Below are 17,074 nucleotides of genomic sequence, written 5' to 3'. Positions count from 1 at the left end.
TGGAACAATGCGAATAGGCATTATCGGAGCGGGATTCATCGGTGGGGCAATCGCTGCCCTCGCCATGAAAAATGGGTGCGAGGTCATGCTCAGCAACTCGCGCGGGCCCCATACATTAACCAGCACTGTCGCATCGCTGGGATGTCAGGTCGGAACGGTCGAGCAGGCCGCAACCTTTGGCGACCTGGTGTTACTCGCTATTCCTTTTGGCCGCTACTCAGAGCTGCCAGTACAGGCGTTTACCGGCACAATCGTGCTGGATGCTGGTAACTACTATCCCCAGCGTGACGGCCAGATCGCCGAACTGGACAACCATGAAAGCACCACCAGCGAGATATTGGCGCGGCGTCTCTGCGGTGCCAGGGTGGTCAAAGCATTCAACGCCATTCTGGAGCGCGATCTCATTGCACATTCACATCCGGACAGTTCGATGTGGCGCCGGGCATTGCCGATTGCGGGTGATGACGCGGACGCCAAGCGTAGGGTCATCGAACTGCATGAGCGGTTCGGGTTTGATGTGGTCGATGCGGGTGCCCTCGCAGAAGGTCATCGTTTCGAGCGGGCTCGTCCGGCCTACTGCCGGCCGCTGGACATCGCTGGCTTGCGCGAAGCCTTGGCCGACGATGGGCCCGATCAGCTTCAAGGTGCATGGAGAAGGTGATGAAGACTGTGGCGCGAAGGTCTGAGCGAGTTGGACAGACTGCACGTAAAGAATCTTCCAGGCCTAAGGTCGCGCCGGGTAGATTCTGGACGATAGCCAAAAAAACTTAGAGGTTTTTGATCTGGACTATGTGGGTCGCGTGAGCGTCGTCTGTTCGAGTGAAGCCGCAGCGCAGATAAAAAGCGCTCCCCTCTGAGGTGTCGGTGTACAGACGCACACTTTCAAAGTGCAACGCGGCGTGGGCAAGCAATGCGCTTACCAGTCTGCGGCCAACCTGCTGCCCACGTGATGCAGGCGCCACATACACACGTCGCAACCTTCCTGTACGGTCATGCGTGAACGGATCAACACACAAACCCGCAATGCCCACCAAGCGCTGGTTCAGATACGCCGCCATGAGGGATTCGCCGGGCGCATCGAAGCGATTGGTGCCGGAATTCCATTCTGAAATCAGTCTGGTGAGAAACCTGAAGCCTTCTGCAACTGCTTCTTTCTCAAGGGTAGCCATTTGTGGCGGCAGGTGCGTGAGCTGTTGAACCTTCAAGGGGTCAATCCTCCTTGAATTGGTGCGTAGTCTTCTTTGCCAAGAGATCTTGATGGGCGGGCAGGAAACGCGCAAATGGCCGCTTTCGACCCGTAGCGGACATTCAATCATGAACCCATGGCCGACGCAGCCTGTCGTCAGGCGCTAAGTCCGACGCAAGTCAGATCGTTGTAATGATCGCCTCGCGACCAAAGCGAACCGTATCAATACATCTGTTGCCGTTCGAGCGGCCCCTCCACACCCGATGCGGCTGGCGTATCACCGGTAACCCAGCGGCCCTATCTGAATCATGTTAAAAACGAGTAATGAGCACGAGTTTATACAAGGAGTTCACAACATGAATTACGCGTTTACCACTTCCATGCCATGCCTTGAGACTGAGCGTCTTACGCTTCGTGAATACAGGCGCGATGATTTCGATGCATTCGCGGAACATCTGGCGAATCCTGAAAGTGCGGCCCATCTCGCCTTGGCTGACCGCCAAACAGCGTGGCGGATATTCAACTCACACGCGGGACTATGGCTACTGGATGGTGCTGGTTGGTGGGCGGTAGAGGTGCGGCAGACTGGTCAACTCGTGGGGAATGTTGGAGCATTCTTTCGCGACGGGTCAATTGTGATGGAGCTTGGCTGGAACACTTATCGTGCATTCTGGGGACAAGGATTCGCGAGCGAGGCAGCGGCAGCAGCTATGCATTATGCCCTAGAGGTTCGTCGAGAGCCGAGGATCCGGGCACTCATCACTCATGGCAATGAGTCATCCCTTAGTCTCGCCAAGCGCCTTGATCTGACCTTCGAGGCAGAAATTGAAGTACATGGCAAAGCCATGGGCGTCTACACGCGTGAGCCCTAAACCAAAGCGTCCGGTTGTGAACAACAAAGGTCTGGCGATCAAAAATGGTCACTAATGGACGAATTGCGCACCGTGAAGAATGTCGTCCATTGCCATACTGCGTTCCGAAATCCTGCTAATGACACCGGAGCCCGAATGAAACGTGTTCCTCGCGGAAGCCGGTCTTGTGTAAACGTCCACTTGAGCCCGTTTTCCACCTTATTCGATGGGCCGCTTTTGGCCGATAGCGGTCTGTCGCAGCCGGCTGCTTTCGACCCAAAGCGGACGTCCAGGGCGAGCTTCTGAGAATGGTCGATAAGACGTTTTACGCGGCAAAAGTAAGCACCCTTACCTCTTGAGTATCTGCTATGAACGCATTGACTTGCTCTTGCGGATGCGGGGAAAGCTCTGGGTATTCATCTGCAAGATATTCGATGACCGTATCTTCTTCCCAAGGGCCGAGTGAAGTCATGTAGTCAGGGTACTGATTTTGAATTTCTCTCCATGATTGGTAAGGATGCTTGGAGAGCAATATGACTGTTCGGGTGTAGATAATATGAATCTGCACGAATCTATTTCCGTATGTTGACGTTTGAGAAATCGCCAGGCGAGTTTGAATCCTTTTCAAGATTGCCTTCCTGTCGGCAGCTTTTGCATGAAGAAAAGTGGTGGGCTGGACGTCCGCTCCTGGCCGATAGCTGCCACTCTATGTTTACCGCGCGACGAACCGCTCTCGTTTTTTTGGAGGCTCTTGCCAAATGCTTGCGTGTCGACGTATTCGCGGATGTGTTTCGCCCTGCCAGTGTGGACAGTCACGGCAAAGACAAAGTGGTCTTCGAACGTCTTGCCCGTGGCGTTTACTTTCCCAGTGGCAAATCCGATCACAATAACTCGATCTCCTTGGGCTACAAAGTTGGGTGGCTCCGGAAATGAGGTTTGTATTTGTGAGGCTTTCTGAAGCAGAAGGGCCAAGCCTTCGTGCCTGCGGTACGTGCCCGCCAGAGGCCAATCCTCGCCCGGAATGACCCATTCGATGTCTTCGTCAGACAACGCCAGCAAACTTGGCTTATCGACGCGGCTGACGGCGGCAAGAAAGTCTTTTACAGTCTGGACATTCTCTAGTGTGCTCATTGAAATCTCTCTATTTCCGTTACCTGGCATCGTGTCCAATTCGATCGGACACGATGTGGGCCTGAGAGTGAGGACTTGGTGTCAATCGCTCACCCGATATCGACTTTCGTTGCGATGTCCCAAGTTCCGGCGCCGTTTTTAGCGAGGCCGATCATCATCAGTCCAAGCCACTCCAGCGACTGTGCCATTTGCAAGCTGCCGACATCCAATGGACGCAGTCCGAGACTTTCCAGTAGCGTCGAGACGCGTGTCTTCGCATCGGCATCGTCCGCCGCGATGAATGCATCCAGTCGTTCACCCTTGGCGAGTACGTGGCCGAAAAGCGTATTGAACGCCTTGACGACATGCGCGCCGGACGGGGCGCCCTTGGCAATCTCCTGTGCGCCGGAACTGCCTTGGGGCGTGACGAGGCCCGAGAGGTCGGGAGCGACCGGGTTGGTGATATCGACGATCACCTTGCCGTCAAGGGCCTCTCCAAAGTCGGCCAGTACCACCAACGCACTGGTGTATGGCACGGCGAGGATGACGATGTCACCCGTAGGCCTGTCTCCGTAAGCCCGTGTGATTGTCCCGGATGCGAGCTTGTCGGCCAGTGCCTGGGCCTTGGCGGGATCGCGGTTAATGACCTCGACGGTTTTGCCGGACTTGGCGATCCGGCCGGCGATTGATGTCGCCATGCCCCCGGAACCTATGATGCTGATAGTGCTCATGAGCTGTCTCCGTTCTGAAATCAGGTATTTCTGTCTTTTCTGGATGGGTTACGCCGACGCGGTTTTACAAACACCATCCGCTGGGCGCAGTGCGTCCCAACGGTTTGACGTTGGCTCGTCAGTCGGCCGGGAAGTAATGACCGTTATCAAGATCGGCGAAGAGTCCGGGCTGGGCCGGTTCCCAGCCAAGAAGCTGGCGCGTGATAGTGTTTGATGTCGGGGTGTCCAGCGTGACCAGGTTCGCAAGGAACCCGAAATAGCCAGGTAGCATCAGCACGTCTGCGGGAATGGGCACGGCCGGCAGATTTAACCGACTGGCAATGGCTTCGGCGATTTGGCGGTAAGGGACAGCCACATCAGCGATGGCATGCCAGCTTCTGCCTGCGGCGCCTTTCTCCAACACGAGGCGAAACACGGTGGCGAGATCACGTGCGTGCACGGCTCCCCAGTGATTGGCGCCGTCTCCGGGGTAGCCGACGATCCTCTTCTCCTTTGCCAGCCCGATCAACAACGGAAGGAAACCGGCGTTATCGGTGGAGCTGTGCATGATCTCGGGGATTCGTACGATCGAAGACCGTATATCCTTTTCGGCAAGACCGATCACTGTGGTTTCGACAATGTTCCGAACCCGCAGGGTGTTCTTGTGCGGGTCGCCGCCGGGAAGGGGCAGGTCCTGTTCAGTGGCCGGCCGGCCCAGGCCCTCCCACCCTGGCGAGCCGACGCTGCCAGAGACAACCAGCGGCTTTCCGCTTCCGGCCAGTGCCTGGCCATAGGCAAGCATGATCTCAACTTCTGCCGCCGCAACTGCGTTAATCCCGCCAGTGGGCATTAGGTCCTGCCGGTGCGCAACGTGGATGACGCCGTCCGAAGCGGCGGCAGCCTCTTTAAGCCCGTCGAGATCCTCAAGACTGCCGCGACGAACGTTGGCCCCCAACGCAATAGCTGACGCTGCGGCCTTATCGGACCGAGCCAGTGCAGTGACCTCATGGCCGGCAGCGATCAGGTCGGAGATGATGTACGGGCCAGAATGGCCGGTGCCTCCGGTAACGAAAACGTGCATGTGATGGTCCTTTTTCAGCAATGTGATACGAGAGGTGCTGGCGTTTGTGCTCAGCCGTGACGCTGATGCCAACCGCAAAATGGGTGTCTGTGACCCAGTGGAAATCATGCTGGTCTTTTCACTTGTAAAAAGCAAGTGATATGCCTAGATGTTACTTGCTATGTGCAAGCGATGCTAGAATCCAGTGATGAAAACGACACCTAAAGAGGCCTTCCGGTCTCACTGTGCAGTGAATTACGGCGTGGAGATATTCGGTGACCGATGGTCGCTGCTGATCATCCGCGACATCGTCTTTACCGGGAAAAAGACCTATGGCCAGTTCCTTAAATCGGAGGAGGGAATTGCGACCAACGTCCTCGCGTCTCGTCTGGCCTTTCTTGAGGAGCAGGGAGTTCTTTCAAAAGAGCCCATCCCCGATGACCGGCGCAAGGATTTTTATGAGTTGACGGAGAAGGGCATAGACCTCGTTCCCATCCTGCTGAACATTGTGATGTGGAGTGCGAAACACGATTCGCAATCGTACGTGCGTCAGGGCTCTAAGCTCTTTGAGCAGTTGAACCAGAACCCAATACAGACGATTGAAGAGGTGAAAGCGCTAATACGTAAGGGCGGATGCATCTTCCCCACGGCTGACGGATAAGTTGCCAGCGCGGGCGCCGTGACCCCGTTCTGACGGAGAGCCAAGGTGCTCGTGAATTGCACAGTAACTTCGGCTCCTGTGGATGGCGTTCTGCGAGGGGCTGCCGCTTGTGAACGTCTGGCTCATTGGCGGCGACGCAGATGCATCCGTAAATAATGTCGACAACACCGCCGTCGACGCGCAGTGCGTCACCGGTCATTGCGGACGCCCTTTTGCCATTCATCTGGAGGTGACAACGGCAAGAAAAACCCCAATCCATGGGAAAACCTTCGCGATTTCCAACACCCACTCTGGTCGATCTTGCCCCAGGGGTGCCCACAAGAATCTCTGACTTGCTCAGAGGCTGCTTCCGACCCAGAGCGGTCGGTCCTGACAGGCGGAAATCGGTCGAGGCTGTGTAAAAACGCTTTCGAACGCAACCAGCACTCATAACTGTTTTTACGCAGCCTAGGCCAATAGCGGACCCTCAACACCAGACATGCTCCTCGCCGAAGAGGGATATTCGACTGATTTCAGTTTCAGTTAACGGCATTTACTTGATATAGATTGAGTGATCGCGCATTGTGATCACGCCCCCCCGTTCAACCGGCTTTACCTTTCGACTCACCGCCGCCTTCCGGCATATACTCTGAATGTTGATCTGAGGAGCGTGCGTGCGGCGCAGTAGGTAATCGGACAGGTGTACTCGTTATTAAGTATCGGTTGAAACGTTTTTACGATTATGATTGCCAAATAACTATCGGTCGGTTTAGCAAGGAGCCGTAATGAGCAAGGCTTTTCTGTCGCACAGCAGCAAGGATAAAGGTTTCGTAAAGGGCGTGGCCGATGCGCTTGGCAGCGCGCTTTGTCATTGTGACGAAAGAACTTTTGAGCCGACTGGTGATTCGGCTGATGAGATACTTTTGGCGTTGGGGAGTTCTGAGGTATTTGTCCTGTTCTATTCGCAGAATGCTTTAGATTCACCTTGGGTTCAAAAAGAAATCAGATATGCCAAGCATATGTTTTTTGAGGGGAAAATTACTAGCGTTGCGATTTTTCCATTAGATAAAACCCCGCGCGACATGCTAGATCCTTGGCTACGCCCGTTTGTTGTACAGACCTTAATGGTTCAAAAACTCGTGGGGCTAAGAATTCGCTCAATGCTCATTACGCAAGATGTGATCTCATCCGCTCGATTTATTGGCAGAGACAACGAGCTTTCCACTCTGAAGTCAATGTTAAGAGACCGATCGGCTGCCAGGCCATCTGCGGTAATGATTTCTGGCATAAGTGGAATTGGAAAACGTCGCTTATTAGGGCGCGCATATGAGGATCTATATCCTTTCATTCCAAAGCACTGGGTGCAGATTGAATTAGGATCATACGAGGGCGAAGCTGTACTTTACGAGCGATTGCTTGAGTATTTCGAGCCGGCACCTGATTGGAGTGCCTCTTTAAAAAAACTCGAATCTTTTCTTGAGCTCACTTCTGCAGAAAAAACATTAGAGTTGTCGCGACTGTTTGGTGAGATCGAAAAATCAAAGCAGGTCGTTGTCGTAATTTTCTCAAACGATATAGTTAACTCTGATGGTAATTTCGAGGAATGGTTGCTAAGTGCAATTAGAGCCTCAAGTCCTAGCTATCCTGTCTTGGCAGTTTCTACCGTCCGTGGCCCTGGGCCGAGGTCATTAGCGTCAATTGGTGATATTCCCTACTTAAAGCTAAACAGTATTGACGATAAAGATGCGAGGCACCTTTTTGAGCTTTTGTGCGATGATTCTAACAGTGCAGCGTCGGAAATCTTAATAGATCAGGTGGTCGCATCTGTTGGCGGACATCCGGGTCTTTTAGAACTTTCTGCGAAGTTAATGAAAGCGGCTGGTGTGGCTCGTTTTAAGATAGATTTGTCATCTAAAGATGGCAAGTCGGCATTGGAAGAGTATGTCGAGAAAGCGCTTGAGAACGTTCCTTTGTCTGATGTCGAAAAGGCTATCATTATTCTTGTTGACGAATTGGGAGGTGCTACGCCAGAGGATGTCTTATTCGGATTTACCAATGACGAGCATTACGAAGATGTTTCCGCATCGCTCGCCAAGCTTTTAGATTACGGCATGCTTGAGGATTCGGGAGAAAACCTACGAGCCGCTTCCCATCTAAGATTGGTAATGCGTCGGTGGAAAAAACATCGAGGTCTTCAAGGATTATTGGTGCCAGTTCGTAAAAATCTTGTTTCTATTTTGGATCAAGCACAAAATCTTGAAGGCGGTTCCTATTTAGCCCTTCGGGCTTCTATTGCTGCAGCAATCCGAGCGGATGGCGAATTCAGCAGTGTGCTAGTAAGTAAACCTTTACTTGCTGCTCAACAGTTACGTGTCGCTCGTAAACTATACGATGAAAGAGCGTTCATTCCGGCTGCTGAAAAAGCTAAAGCTGCGTTTGAAAACAGGATTGCGCTCAGTGACGAAGGCATCGTTGAAGTGCTAAGGATATTAGGCCTTGTGGGGGTTCGTAAGAACAACGACACTCTGAAAGAGTTTAGTTATACCGAACTTGACAGAATCGCAAGCGGTAAGACACGAAAGATTGCTGCGTTTATCCGAGGCTTCGAAAAGCGTTTGGCTGGTGATTTCCGTGGAGCGGAACAACAGCTGATGGTAGCGTTGGGTAACGGAGGAACCGGTGACTTCCATGTTCTTCGGGAGTTAGCGGCCTCACTTTTGGAGCAGGGCCGAGCGCAGGAAGCTGAACAACATGCTCGAGGAGCACTACGCATCGCTCCAACGAACCCCTTTGTTATGGATATTCTGGTTGCTTGTTTGATAGATCGCTTTCGTGATTCGATTCACGACCAAGGTCTAAAGGAAGAAATCCGAACTCTATTATCTAGGCTGGCATCTTCTGACGAGCGTGAGCAGCAATCATTTAGCCCTCGTAGAGAGATTGGGTTTGCCATGGCGAGCCGTCGTTATCCCGAAGCCAAGAGTTTGCTGGATAGCCAAAAGAAGAATAGCCATACGGTTTGGTATCGCGCATTGCTAGCGGAATGGCTACTGCGCAGTGGCGACTCCCGGGAGGCGTTAACAACTTTAGACGGATTGCACCGGCCTCCTCAGAATGATGATGCAGACGAAGGTGTTCTCGAATTTGCTCTTGTCCGAACGACGAGAATCCTCGCCCTCGCTGATTCTGGCCGATTTGACGAGGCTATAATTGACTATGATCGTAATGCTAGATTTCTCAGTTCGAAAAGTGCTGAAGAATTGCGAAAAGTCTTAGTGGAAGAGATTGCTCGAGCACCAGGAGTAAAATCTGAGGCTGTGAGGGATTTCGCGAAAAAGTAAATTTTTATCTCGTTGCTTTGGTTTTTCCGGCCATAAGCGGGCCTGATTCGAACGTCCGCTTGTGGTTGTGGATTCAACCGGTCGACGCAACAGATTGGGTAAATAGCTCCGCTGGCGTTTGGTAATTTAGTGTTTTTCGAGGCCGGCTATTCAGCTGCCTCGCCACTTCATCAAGCATGGCTTGCGAGTGTTCCGCCAAAATCGCCCCGAACTTGCTTTTATACGACTGTCTGCTCGAACCGAACGGCAATATGGCTGCTGAGGCTAATGCTTGGTACGTTGGTGCGCTTAACGATGCACGGTTCGGTCAGGATCTGGATAACGGCGGTCGCGTAATTGATCCGCTCATTGGGCTTACCGTTCAAGCACTACTTCCGCTCATTGGGCTTACCGTTCAAGCACTACTTCCGCTAGCTCCTTAGCAATTTCCTCGATCGTCATAAGCGACGAGTTGAGCGCAACCTTGTCGGCTAGGGTGGGGCTAAATTTGATAACCTCGCTTTTGGACGTTTTGTGCCATATAGGGAGGATCATCTTCCTGCCATCCATCTCCAGAGCGGTCATCCCGTCCAATTCGTACTGAGGCCACTGCTTAGCAAAAAACGCTGATGACAGGACCACAGTGCCGAAACGAGAATTCGATAGCCCTTGGTCGATCTTCTTGCGCAGGCTGTCTCCGACCCTGAGAGTGAATTTGTCGTACCACACCTTCACTTCCAGTGCTTGAAGAGCTTTTACAAGAGGCTCGACCAAGTCGTCTTTATCGTTAGAAGCATGAGAGATAAACAGGTCGTACTTAATCTTTGGTTCGTCATCTAGAGAGGCTACTGAGGAGTGGGCCTTAGTAAGCTTGCTGCTGGCAGCGCGCTCTGCATTGAGCTGACGCTGCAAAAGCAAATGAGCTGCTTGCCCTTGTCGTACGAGGTCGTTCTCCTTTCGGATTTCGCGTTCCCTGGCTGTTGAAATGCGTTTGCGTTCACGCTCCTCCTCCTTTGCTAGATCTAGCTTCGCTTTCAATAGCTGGCTGTTCTTTTCAGCCTCCTTTTTTGCAAGTGTTGCTTTTTTGCTCGCAACCGAAGCTACATCTTTTTGTTTACGCGCAATTTCACTGAGCTTGCTATTCAAGGTGCTTACTGACGTGTTCTTGGTTATTGAACGCTGGATCTGGCCAATACGACCGATCAGGTCGGCTTCTTTTTTTACCTCCTGGCTTATGCCCCTGGAAATGTCCGCCAGCTCCCGTTGTAACCGGTTGATGGTGCTTGTCAGCGAGGAAATTGACATACCTGACCTCAATATGGTGCCTCTCTCCGCAGCAAAGTGAAGGAGAAGCTGAAAATGAAAAAAATCGTGTGTAAGTTGTCGCCACGCATCATCTGCCAGCAAGCCATTTTTTCGCCAGCATCGTTCTAGCAATGAGAAGCGCAGATCGGCACCGCTGAAATGCGCTACCTGAGTTGCGCGCTAGGTTGCGATCTTTAATCCTTCTGTTTTGACCAATTGCATCAGCCCGCGCAGGATTAGCGTTATAGCTTGGTCTACGTGCGGGGTACATGCGAGCGTTGCATTCTCCTCGTCGGTCAAACCGTTATTCAGGTTCGCGGTAGTGAACGCGGCGAATTCACTGCGATGAGCCCATCCAGGATTAGATGTCGGTCGAGGCTGTATTAGGCCTAAGGTTTCAGCGATATCACGAGTACACCCTCCAAAACCGCCGACTAGGAAAATCGCCATACCTGCCCTCAATGAAAGAAGCACCTCTTCGGCAATACCCGGCATAGTCCCCTTGTAGCCTTCTACTCGACCACCCACGACGATTCTTGCGTCAGAGTTCGACATCATGGTGATACGCATGGACGTAAGTCCGTTTGCCCAGTCTTGCTCTGTAGGTACTTGAGGCGGAAGGCCGCGACGCTCTTCAATGGGTAGCCCGCTACCGTCAATTCGCAGGCAAACGAGCTCCGCTGAATCCCCAAGGTCGGTAATTTGTGTTTCAAGATCAGCCGTTTCTTGAAGGATGTGGACCGGCCATGCGAGATAGTTTGTCACTCCGCTAAGGCTATCACCTTCGTTTGCGTCTCGACGATGCCGGGCAACAAGTTCGAATAGTAGGTCGCTGAATCCATACTGTCGTAAATCCCCTCCATAGATCAGCCTCGCTCCGAGCGCGAGCAAGTGACGGGCTATTTCCGCCATGGCATCTCGCAAATGTTCGTTACCCAGACCTAAGACAGCCATGTCTGGGCTCTCCGAAATGGAGATCGCTATGGTCTTTTGTCCGAGAATCTCCTGATAGCTCATCGTACAGCCCCCGCTTTCCATTCCGTAAGGCTACGTAGCTGAACCCGAGGTGATATCTCTGCGAATAGCCGCTCTTCTTCTGCACTGAGTGGCGGATCCGGATAAACAATAACCGGATGTGGCACATCCGCCTCGGAGGGCAGGCTCGCAAGTGAAATGAGCTCTGGGGGTCTGGGTACGAAAAACACCGTGGGATTGAGCTTTTCGCCGGAAAGCTCAAGCGCAATACGGCAGCGCCATAGGAAGTTTTTCAGAACCTCGTCGAGCAGCCGGGCAATTACGAAGTCTATGCGATCGGCACCGCCTGGTTCCAGACGGACCACCGGAACGTTGCCCATATAGGGGAAGCCGCGCTCGTCGATGTCGCTAATACTATTGGCTACAACAAGAGGTACGTGCCAACGCTTCGCCTCAATAATCTCTTTGCGACACCATTCACGTGACGAGTAAGAATCAGTGTGGATGGCGACCATCGCGCTCACGCGCACTTTGTGGATCAGCACTTTCTGAAAATGAAGACCGGCTGGAATGTCATAGACATCGAAAAAGCTGTCCATCCCTGGCGTGTTGTGGAGCCTGCTTCGGACGTTTCGGGCGATATCTTCGCCATGCTGGTCGTGTTTTGAATGGCTGAGGAATATCTGTACCTTCTTTAGGTAAGCCTCAAGTGCTTCCTCCTCCACTTCGGGACGCGTGAGGTGCTCTAGGTAATGCCGTAACAGGCGGCAAAATGCGTATGTCAATGCCGCCGTCAATCGACGGCCACGTTCGGTAAGTTCTCCATCCCAGCGTGCCCATAGCAACGCTTGCTCCATAGTTCCTAGGCGCGTCAGCACATCGGTATCAATTTCGACGGGGAAGACTCTCGTTCCTAAGCCCGCCGCCTCAGTACGATGGCAGAGTTCTTGGACGTAGGCCGTCCAGGCAGTATCGCCGACGAGATTGTTGTCGGCGAGGACTACAATGGCGGCAGTGTCCGCGTCCGCGAGGTCAATAGGCAGAGGTTGAGTGGATTCCGGTGCCACAACATATCTGTATATGACGCTAAGCCCAGTACCTCCTGCGATATTTTCGTAAAGCTTTCGGCGAAAATGTTGCCGAAGGATCTCGGCGATGACAAGGCCGTCGGAAAAAGCCGGGTGCCAAACGACGTACACCACTAGGAACGGGCGGGTTGAATCAGTCATCTGCGCTTATCCGTTGCGGACACGACGTGCCCGAGTGTTATTGATTTTTAAAACACTTCGGTTTTTTGCCTCTGCAATGTGCTGACCAAGCTGCGCTGTGCTAGCTGTAATTTGGTCCCACGTAAGCCATGACGCGAAGCCGGAGTTGATATTGTCAAGGAGCCGATCAGGGACGAGGACATACTGATTATCAGGAGTTAAGCGGGCAGTTGGTAGGCGGACGCCAATGAGCGCGTGGCCTTTTTCAAGTGTCGCCGAGATTTCCCAATCGATGTACTTCCGCTTCGGACTTTCCGCACCAACAAGCACGATAGTACAAGAGGTGCCTGTAATGTGGTTTTCCCGAATACGGCGCATCACGTAATTGACGTCATCGCTATCGATGCTGCGTTCAAGGGAGTTGTCGTAGATCACGTTGTAGGTATCGTGAAATGCTTTTGAAAAAGCGTCGTAGTAAGCCTGGTCACCGTGGTGGTGATAGCTCACGAATATTTTGTGTTTCACCGGCGCCTGGGGACGGTAAGCGCCACCAAAATTCCCATAATTCATCAGCTTTCCCTTGAAATTGTCGTCGATAGTCAAGTCCTATTCCGGACGTTATTGACCCTTGCTCAGGTTGTCCAGCATGAAGGGCTCACGGCTTGGGTGCTAGGAGAATCCGCCTCAGTGACGTAATCAACCAATGACCGCTTCTGGCCGATAGCAGTCGGGTACGAGAAACTGTCATCGATCTGAAGGCATTTCAAAGAAGCTTCTCCGACTATTTCCAGTATTTTTAGGCGACAATCCAGATGTAATGGGGAAGCCAGACCAGAGGATCGAGCCACATGACTGACCGCTTGGCATCAAGCAATCCTGACTTATACCGTGCTTTCGACGCAATGGAGCCCTCCACGAAAAAGCAGGTAGCTACTCGTATTGTTCTCTGGGCGATTGATGAGGTTGGTGGTGATTCTAACGAGGTCGCTGAACTGTTGTCGCGTGAAGGTCATGCTCGACTTGCGGCTTTATGTGCTGAAATGGAGGAAAAATACTTCGATCTGCTGGAGCGCGATGAGCATCAATCTTGCGCCTGGTTTTGTAAGGCTCGCGCATACAACGCCAGCGTTCTCCTTGCGCGTGAAGAGCTTGATGACGCGGTTTACGAGTCAATTTTCGCGACTGAGAAACCGATACAGGTCAGCGATTTCTTGTGAAACGTCCTAGGGTAGGGCGCGAACGATGTCGGGCGCTTGCTGAAGCATGTGATAGTGTCACTGTCACTGATACATTGCCCTAAGACAAAGAAAAAAGTTGACTTAGCATTATTCTCCGATCAACAAAATGGACAGCTAAACTCGGAGACCTGCCAGGCTGCTGCGTGCTTGCTCGAAGGTAGCGAAATGTTTGAAACTTCGCAGGTACCCTTAAGGCAAAGGGCAGCGACTGTTGAATGCAATCGGCTGTAGGAAATAAAAGGGATTTGAAGACTTCACTCATTATGGTTTGCAAACTACATGGCTTTTCCCCTTTCAACGGCCTGACAGCGAACTGGTTTTGCTGAGAATCCAATCCTTCACGGGCTGATGCTGATAAGGAAACGATCAGTTGGTGGCGCGCGCATGACGTGCTCCTGCGAGCACCCCCAAAGGCTCTCTGGCGTCTGTACTAGCTACTGCAATAGATAAAAATTTACCAACTCTGCGCAAATGGTCTTCGGATTGTAGAATCATCCTAGCCTCTGCCAAAAACTTGGCTTTCATGCGCCATTTCGCTGTTTTAAGCTTCCGCCGTCCTTTCATCATGCTTCCTTCGCAATCACCCACTCATGCAGAATTGTATCTGGTGTTAAGTCGGTAGAGCTTTGCACTGTGACCTCATAAACCGCTTAGGCTAAGGTCACTGATAAACTCCATATTCAATCCTCTTGAGATACTCCTCCACCGCCTGTGCCCCAATCACGTTTTCAACCATGCTCAGCGGGACATTCCCATCTAAAAATTTGCATGGCTGGCCCAGCCATTCTTCGGCAAAAGTCTGGGTGCCGAACACCCTAGTCGAACGCTCGAGCACTTGTGCGTATTGATAGGCCAATGCGCTTTGCAGAGCCGTAAGACGGACATCTCCTTTGTCATTTCGGTGACGTTGGTATGCGCGGGTCGACATGCCCAGACCTCGGAGCATTGTGCGAGTGGTCGACTCAAGCACACATCCCCCCAGTAACGCTCGCATGTCTTTTGTCGAAAAGCCCTCCATGATGCGTCGATAGATCATAGCTAGGCTAAACTGATCAGCGCGGTTATGTAGCAAGCATTCCGTAGGAAGACAGGCCGAGGTTTTGGGGGCTAGCTCCTGCAGAAGAGATTTGATCATCACTGGTTCTCCATCTGTCGGATCGCATTGCAAGTGAAGACAGCGTCAAATACGCAATCATTCTCACTTACCGCGTAGGTGCTTATCTGCGTCGAAGATCACGCTCACAACCTTCGCAGTCCGCAATTCGTTCCCGCCGTTAAGGAAGTATGAGTGGCCTCCCGAGACATCCACGCGTAAGCCATATCCGCCCTCGGCACCCGGTAGCGCAAGCACTACAATTTTTGTTAACGGCTCCATCATCCAGCGGCTCAGGTCATTAACGTGTGGTGGGGAGACGAACTGGATCTCCTCAATCCAAATCAAATTTGATTGGCGGTCAGCCAGTTCTCTCAACTCATGGGCATGTTGAATCATCATCATTGACGCGGAGGATTCGGTCCGGCCCCATCTCCCAATTTGCACATAAAACCAAGAATGGATGATTTCCTGCTCAACGCAGCGCCAAATTTGAGTCGCCGGTGATTCAGGATAGCCCTCAATCACCATCTCTGAGGATCGGTAGGTGGTAAACATAGCGTCGCCTAAAATGAGCACTGTAATTTGAAGCCCTTTCAAAGCGCGCTCTGAGACTAGAGGTTGCTCAGCGGCATTCAGCACGTATATCACTTTGATGGCACCATTTCTGAATGAACTTAATCTCGCAGACGGCACCATGAGTGGGTCAACCGGTCGTTAGCTGGGATACGAAGGCTCGTCGATCAGTATGTGCTGAGGTCGGGGTAACTCTTGCGTACCTGAGGCGCTTGCGGTTGTGCGTTATTAGTGCATGTTATACCCCCACGATGTGATGCGTCAAAGCGTGGCCTTATTATCTCTTTTGTGAGTACACGGAAGAGAGATGGACTATTTGGAGGCTTTGGGGCAGATCCTGAGGGAAGTTCGAGTTGCCGCAGGGATCAGCCGAGAAGGCTGCGCACAGGTACTAAACCGAGATCATCTAGCCAAGGTCGAGCAAGGGCGTCAGCCCATTTCTGTACTCAAATTCAATTCATTATGCGAGTACCTCGGCATCTCGCAAAGCCTTGTGCTTACGGCGGTAGAAGCGCGCTTGGTTGGTATCGAGTTAAAGGCGTATCGGGACCAGCAACAGGCTGACTTCAATAGACTGGTCGAAGACGGTGTGCTTAGCAGTGTAGTCAAAAGAGGGGCGATCCGCGGAGTTCGAGGTAAGCGGGCTGACGACAACCGATTGGCTATCCAGATGCTGCAGGCTGAGGGATTACCGAAAATGGCGATCGTTCGTAGGCTAGGCCTTAGTCGAGCAACAGTGGATCGTTACTGGGTCAAGCTCTGAGCTATAAGCCACGCTCATACTGGCCGCTTGATGGAGATGAAACCGTCCAACACATCGCGAAAAAATGCCAAGAAACACCGAAAACCTAAGGCTGGGATAATCGAAAGGATATTCAAGCCTGCAGGCATAGGGATATGAATACGTAGAGTTGTTCTGAAATCAATCCTGGCCGATCAACCATTGAGTGGTGTTGGGCAAGCCCTAAGGTGCTCGAAGGTCACCGTGGTGCGAACTCCGAAACGCGGATTAGAGGTTTTCCCAATTGCTACAGCGATGTCTGGCGCTGATACGGTGCAACCTCCCAGACAGATCAGAGATGAAAGCACAGAAACCACCAATTATTCGGCTATTTTTCCAATAGCGCTATATCTAATAATTTCATTATAAATCAGCAGTTTAATTTACAAATAGCGCTAGCTAACGTCTAAACCACGCGCCCAGTCTGGCGGCCAAATGGTTTGCGCGGCGTATGGCCGGCTTTCTTGAAAGCCATCCCACTGTCGCGCTGCACCTGAGTTCATCGACCACACTGGCCGATTTCAGCAGCGAGCGGGTCGATCTGGCGATTCGGCATTTCGACGGGCATGCGCCGGAGCTGGACGTCGAGTTGTTGCATCAGGACGACGCGCGCGTCTATTGCAGCCCTGCTTATGCCGAACAGCACGTTTTGAACAGCCCGGGCGACCTGCGACGTGCGACGTTGCTGCACAACACCTTGCACCCGAACTGGCCGGAGTGGTTGCAGCGCTTTGCCGGTATAGGTGAGCAGGAAGGGCGGAACATTCCCGGCATCCACTTCGACCAGTCTTTGATGGCCATTGAAGCGGCGCGGCGGAATCAGGGCGTGGTCATCACCAGCGAATGGCTGACCCAGGAGGAGGTGGCGAGCGGGGCGCTGATTGAACCCTTCGAGCAGCGTTTGCCGCTGTCGAAGGGGTATTACCTGGTGCAGCCCAGACATTCGATACTGCGCCCGACGGTGCAGGCGCTGAAGGTCTGGCTGATGGGGGAGGCGAGGGACGCGTCAAAATGAACACGA

Annotated in this window: 18 protein-coding genes and 1 pseudogene; 7 read left to right on the top strand and 12 right to left on the bottom strand. The window is 52.5% G+C overall.

What is annotated here, in order from left to right:
* The first annotated feature begins 7 nt into the window (after positions 1–7).
* Positions 8–661, top strand: a complete 654-nt coding sequence (locus tag AB4N84_RS01975) for an NADPH-dependent F420 reductase (protein WP_460045029.1) — start codon at positions 8–10, stop codon at positions 659–661.
* Between the two features lie 106 nt (positions 662–767).
* On the opposite strand, the gene AB4N84_RS01970 is transcribed toward AB4N84_RS01975, so the two are convergent.
* On the bottom strand, positions 768–1,169 hold the full coding sequence (locus AB4N84_RS01970) for a GNAT family N-acetyltransferase (RefSeq protein WP_460046917.1): 402 nt from the start codon (positions 1,167–1,169) through the stop codon (positions 768–770).
* Positions 1,170–1,542: 373 nt separating this feature from the next.
* Here AB4N84_RS01970 and AB4N84_RS01965 point away from each other — a divergent pair, with 373 nt between their 5' ends.
* Complete coding sequence (locus AB4N84_RS01965; protein ID WP_460045027.1) at positions 1,543–2,058, top strand: GNAT family N-acetyltransferase; 516 nt, start codon at positions 1,543–1,545, stop codon at positions 2,056–2,058.
* 304 nt (positions 2,059–2,362) lie between these two features.
* On the opposite strand, the gene AB4N84_RS01960 is transcribed toward AB4N84_RS01965, so the two are convergent.
* From AB4N84_RS01960 to AB4N84_RS01945, 4 genes are all read right to left on the bottom strand, one after another.
* Entirely contained in the window at positions 2,363–2,665 is a 303-nt protein-coding gene (locus tag AB4N84_RS01960; protein ID WP_460045026.1) for a hypothetical protein, read from the bottom strand.
* Positions 2,662–3,168, bottom strand: a complete 507-nt coding sequence (locus AB4N84_RS01955) for a nuclear transport factor 2 family protein (protein WP_460045025.1) — start codon at positions 3,166–3,168, stop codon at positions 2,662–2,664. Before AB4N84_RS01955 ends, AB4N84_RS01960 begins: the two co-directional genes overlap by 4 nt.
* Positions 3,169–3,257: 89 nt before the next feature.
* Entirely contained in the window at positions 3,258–3,878 is a 621-nt protein-coding gene (locus AB4N84_RS01950; RefSeq protein WP_460045023.1) for an NADPH-dependent F420 reductase, read from the bottom strand.
* A 118-nt stretch (positions 3,879–3,996) separates the two neighbouring features.
* Positions 3,997–4,938 carry an SDR family oxidoreductase gene (locus AB4N84_RS01945; protein ID WP_460045022.1) on the bottom strand — a complete coding sequence of 314 codons (942 nt, stop codon included), beginning with the start codon at positions 4,936–4,938 and terminating at the stop codon, positions 3,997–3,999.
* A gap of 187 nt (positions 4,939–5,125) precedes the next feature.
* Between AB4N84_RS01945 and AB4N84_RS01940 the strand changes: the two genes are divergently transcribed.
* Both AB4N84_RS01940 and AB4N84_RS01935 read left to right on the top strand, forming a co-directional pair.
* A complete protein-coding gene (locus AB4N84_RS01940) occupies positions 5,126–5,578 on the top strand; it encodes a winged helix-turn-helix transcriptional regulator (RefSeq protein WP_460045020.1) in 453 nt (150 codons plus the stop codon).
* Positions 5,579–6,342: 764 nt separating this feature from the next.
* A complete protein-coding gene (locus tag AB4N84_RS01935; RefSeq protein WP_460045019.1) occupies positions 6,343–8,898 on the top strand; it encodes a TIR domain-containing protein in 2,556 nt (851 codons plus the stop codon).
* 73 nt (positions 8,899–8,971) lie between these two features.
* On the opposite strand, the pseudogene AB4N84_RS01930 reads toward AB4N84_RS01935, so the two are convergent.
* The 5 genes and pseudogenes from AB4N84_RS01930 to AB4N84_RS01910 form a co-directional block, all read right to left on the bottom strand.
* Positions 8,972–9,091: pseudogene (locus AB4N84_RS01930) on the bottom strand (IS30 family transposase); the annotation flags it as partial.
* Positions 9,092–9,285: 194 nt separating this feature from the next.
* Positions 9,286–10,182, bottom strand: coding sequence for a TIR domain-containing protein (locus AB4N84_RS01925; protein WP_460045018.1), 897 nt, complete (start codon positions 10,180–10,182; stop codon positions 9,286–9,288).
* A 180-nt stretch (positions 10,183–10,362) separates the two neighbouring features.
* Complete coding sequence (locus tag AB4N84_RS01920) at positions 10,363–11,199, bottom strand: hypothetical protein (protein WP_460045017.1); 837 nt, start codon at positions 11,197–11,199, stop codon at positions 10,363–10,365.
* The gene (locus AB4N84_RS01915; RefSeq protein ID WP_460045016.1) at positions 11,196–12,386 is read right to left on the bottom strand and encodes a toll/interleukin-1 receptor domain-containing protein; all 1,191 of its coding nucleotides are present in this window, start codon (positions 12,384–12,386) and stop codon (positions 11,196–11,198) included. The genes AB4N84_RS01920 and AB4N84_RS01915 overlap by 4 nt, the downstream gene beginning before the upstream one ends.
* Before the next feature lie 6 nt (positions 12,387–12,392).
* A complete protein-coding gene (locus tag AB4N84_RS01910) occupies positions 12,393–12,968 on the bottom strand; it encodes a TIR domain-containing protein (protein WP_460045015.1) in 576 nt (191 codons plus the stop codon).
* Between the two features lie 245 nt (positions 12,969–13,213).
* On the opposite strand from AB4N84_RS01910, the gene AB4N84_RS01905 reads away from it, so the two are divergent.
* Positions 13,214–13,582, top strand: coding sequence for a hypothetical protein (locus AB4N84_RS01905; protein WP_460045014.1), 369 nt, complete (start codon positions 13,214–13,216; stop codon positions 13,580–13,582).
* A gap of 682 nt (positions 13,583–14,264) precedes the next feature.
* On the opposite strand, the gene AB4N84_RS01900 is transcribed toward AB4N84_RS01905, so the two are convergent.
* Together AB4N84_RS01900 and AB4N84_RS01895 are read right to left on the bottom strand one after the other, a co-directional pair.
* Positions 14,265–14,738 carry an antitoxin Xre/MbcA/ParS toxin-binding domain-containing protein gene (locus tag AB4N84_RS01900; RefSeq protein ID WP_460045013.1) on the bottom strand — a complete coding sequence of 158 codons (474 nt, stop codon included), beginning with the start codon at positions 14,736–14,738 and terminating at the stop codon, positions 14,265–14,267.
* 63 nt (positions 14,739–14,801) lie between these two features.
* Entirely contained in the window at positions 14,802–15,338 is a 537-nt protein-coding gene (locus tag AB4N84_RS01895) for a hypothetical protein (protein ID WP_460045012.1), read from the bottom strand.
* A gap of 241 nt (positions 15,339–15,579) precedes the next feature.
* Here AB4N84_RS01895 and AB4N84_RS01890 point away from each other — a divergent pair, with 241 nt between their 5' ends.
* Together AB4N84_RS01890 and AB4N84_RS01885 are read left to right on the top strand one after the other, a co-directional pair.
* On the top strand, positions 15,580–16,035 hold the full coding sequence (locus tag AB4N84_RS01890) for a helix-turn-helix domain-containing protein (RefSeq protein WP_460045011.1): 456 nt from the start codon (positions 15,580–15,582) through the stop codon (positions 16,033–16,035).
* Positions 16,036–16,504: 469 nt separating this feature from the next.
* Positions 16,505–17,068 (top strand): LysR substrate-binding domain-containing protein, encoded by a 564-nt coding sequence (locus AB4N84_RS01885; protein ID WP_460045010.1) that lies wholly within the window; start codon positions 16,505–16,507, stop codon positions 17,066–17,068.
* Positions 17,069–17,074 lie beyond the last annotated feature (6 nt).

Source organism: Pseudomonas sp. S2_H01, from assembly GCF_054668305.1.
Note: the sequence above shows the minus strand (reverse complement) of the source record. Positions and strands in the feature narration are given on the sequence as shown.

Excerpts from the sequence above, each read along its gene's own strand:
- AB4N84_RS01975 (WP_460045029.1), top strand. The coding sequence starts at position 8 with ATGCGAATAGGCATTATCGGAGCGGGATTCATCGGTGGGGCAATCGCT.
- AB4N84_RS01970 (WP_460046917.1), bottom strand. The coding sequence starts at position 1,169 with ATGGCTACCCTTGAGAAAGAAGCAGTTGCAGAAGGCTTCAGGTTTCTC.
- AB4N84_RS01965 (WP_460045027.1), top strand. The coding sequence starts at position 1,543 with ATGAATTACGCGTTTACCACTTCCATGCCATGCCTTGAGACTGAGCGT.
- AB4N84_RS01955 (WP_460045025.1), bottom strand. The coding sequence starts at position 3,168 with ATGAGCACACTAGAGAATGTCCAGACTGTAAAAGACTTTCTTGCCGCC.
- AB4N84_RS01950 (WP_460045023.1), bottom strand. The coding sequence starts at position 3,878 with ATGAGCACTATCAGCATCATAGGTTCCGGGGGCATGGCGACATCAATC.
- AB4N84_RS01945 (WP_460045022.1), bottom strand. The coding sequence starts at position 4,938 with ATGCACGTTTTCGTTACCGGAGGCACCGGCCATTCTGGCCCGTACATC.
- AB4N84_RS01940 (WP_460045020.1), top strand. The coding sequence starts at position 5,126 with ATGAAAACGACACCTAAAGAGGCCTTCCGGTCTCACTGTGCAGTGAAT.
- AB4N84_RS01935 (WP_460045019.1), top strand. The coding sequence starts at position 6,343 with ATGAGCAAGGCTTTTCTGTCGCACAGCAGCAAGGATAAAGGTTTCGTA.
- AB4N84_RS01925 (WP_460045018.1), bottom strand. The coding sequence starts at position 10,182 with ATGTCAATTTCCTCGCTGACAAGCACCATCAACCGGTTACAACGGGAG.
- AB4N84_RS01920 (WP_460045017.1), bottom strand. The coding sequence starts at position 11,199 with ATGAGCTATCAGGAGATTCTCGGACAAAAGACCATAGCGATCTCCATT.
- AB4N84_RS01915 (WP_460045016.1), bottom strand. The coding sequence starts at position 12,386 with ATGACTGATTCAACCCGCCCGTTCCTAGTGGTGTACGTCGTTTGGCAC.
- AB4N84_RS01905 (WP_460045014.1), top strand. The coding sequence starts at position 13,214 with ATGACTGACCGCTTGGCATCAAGCAATCCTGACTTATACCGTGCTTTC.
- AB4N84_RS01900 (WP_460045013.1), bottom strand. The coding sequence starts at position 14,738 with ATGATCAAATCTCTTCTGCAGGAGCTAGCCCCCAAAACCTCGGCCTGT.
- AB4N84_RS01890 (WP_460045011.1), top strand. The coding sequence starts at position 15,580 with ATGGACTATTTGGAGGCTTTGGGGCAGATCCTGAGGGAAGTTCGAGTT.
- AB4N84_RS01885 (WP_460045010.1), top strand. The coding sequence starts at position 16,505 with ATGGCCGGCTTTCTTGAAAGCCATCCCACTGTCGCGCTGCACCTGAGT.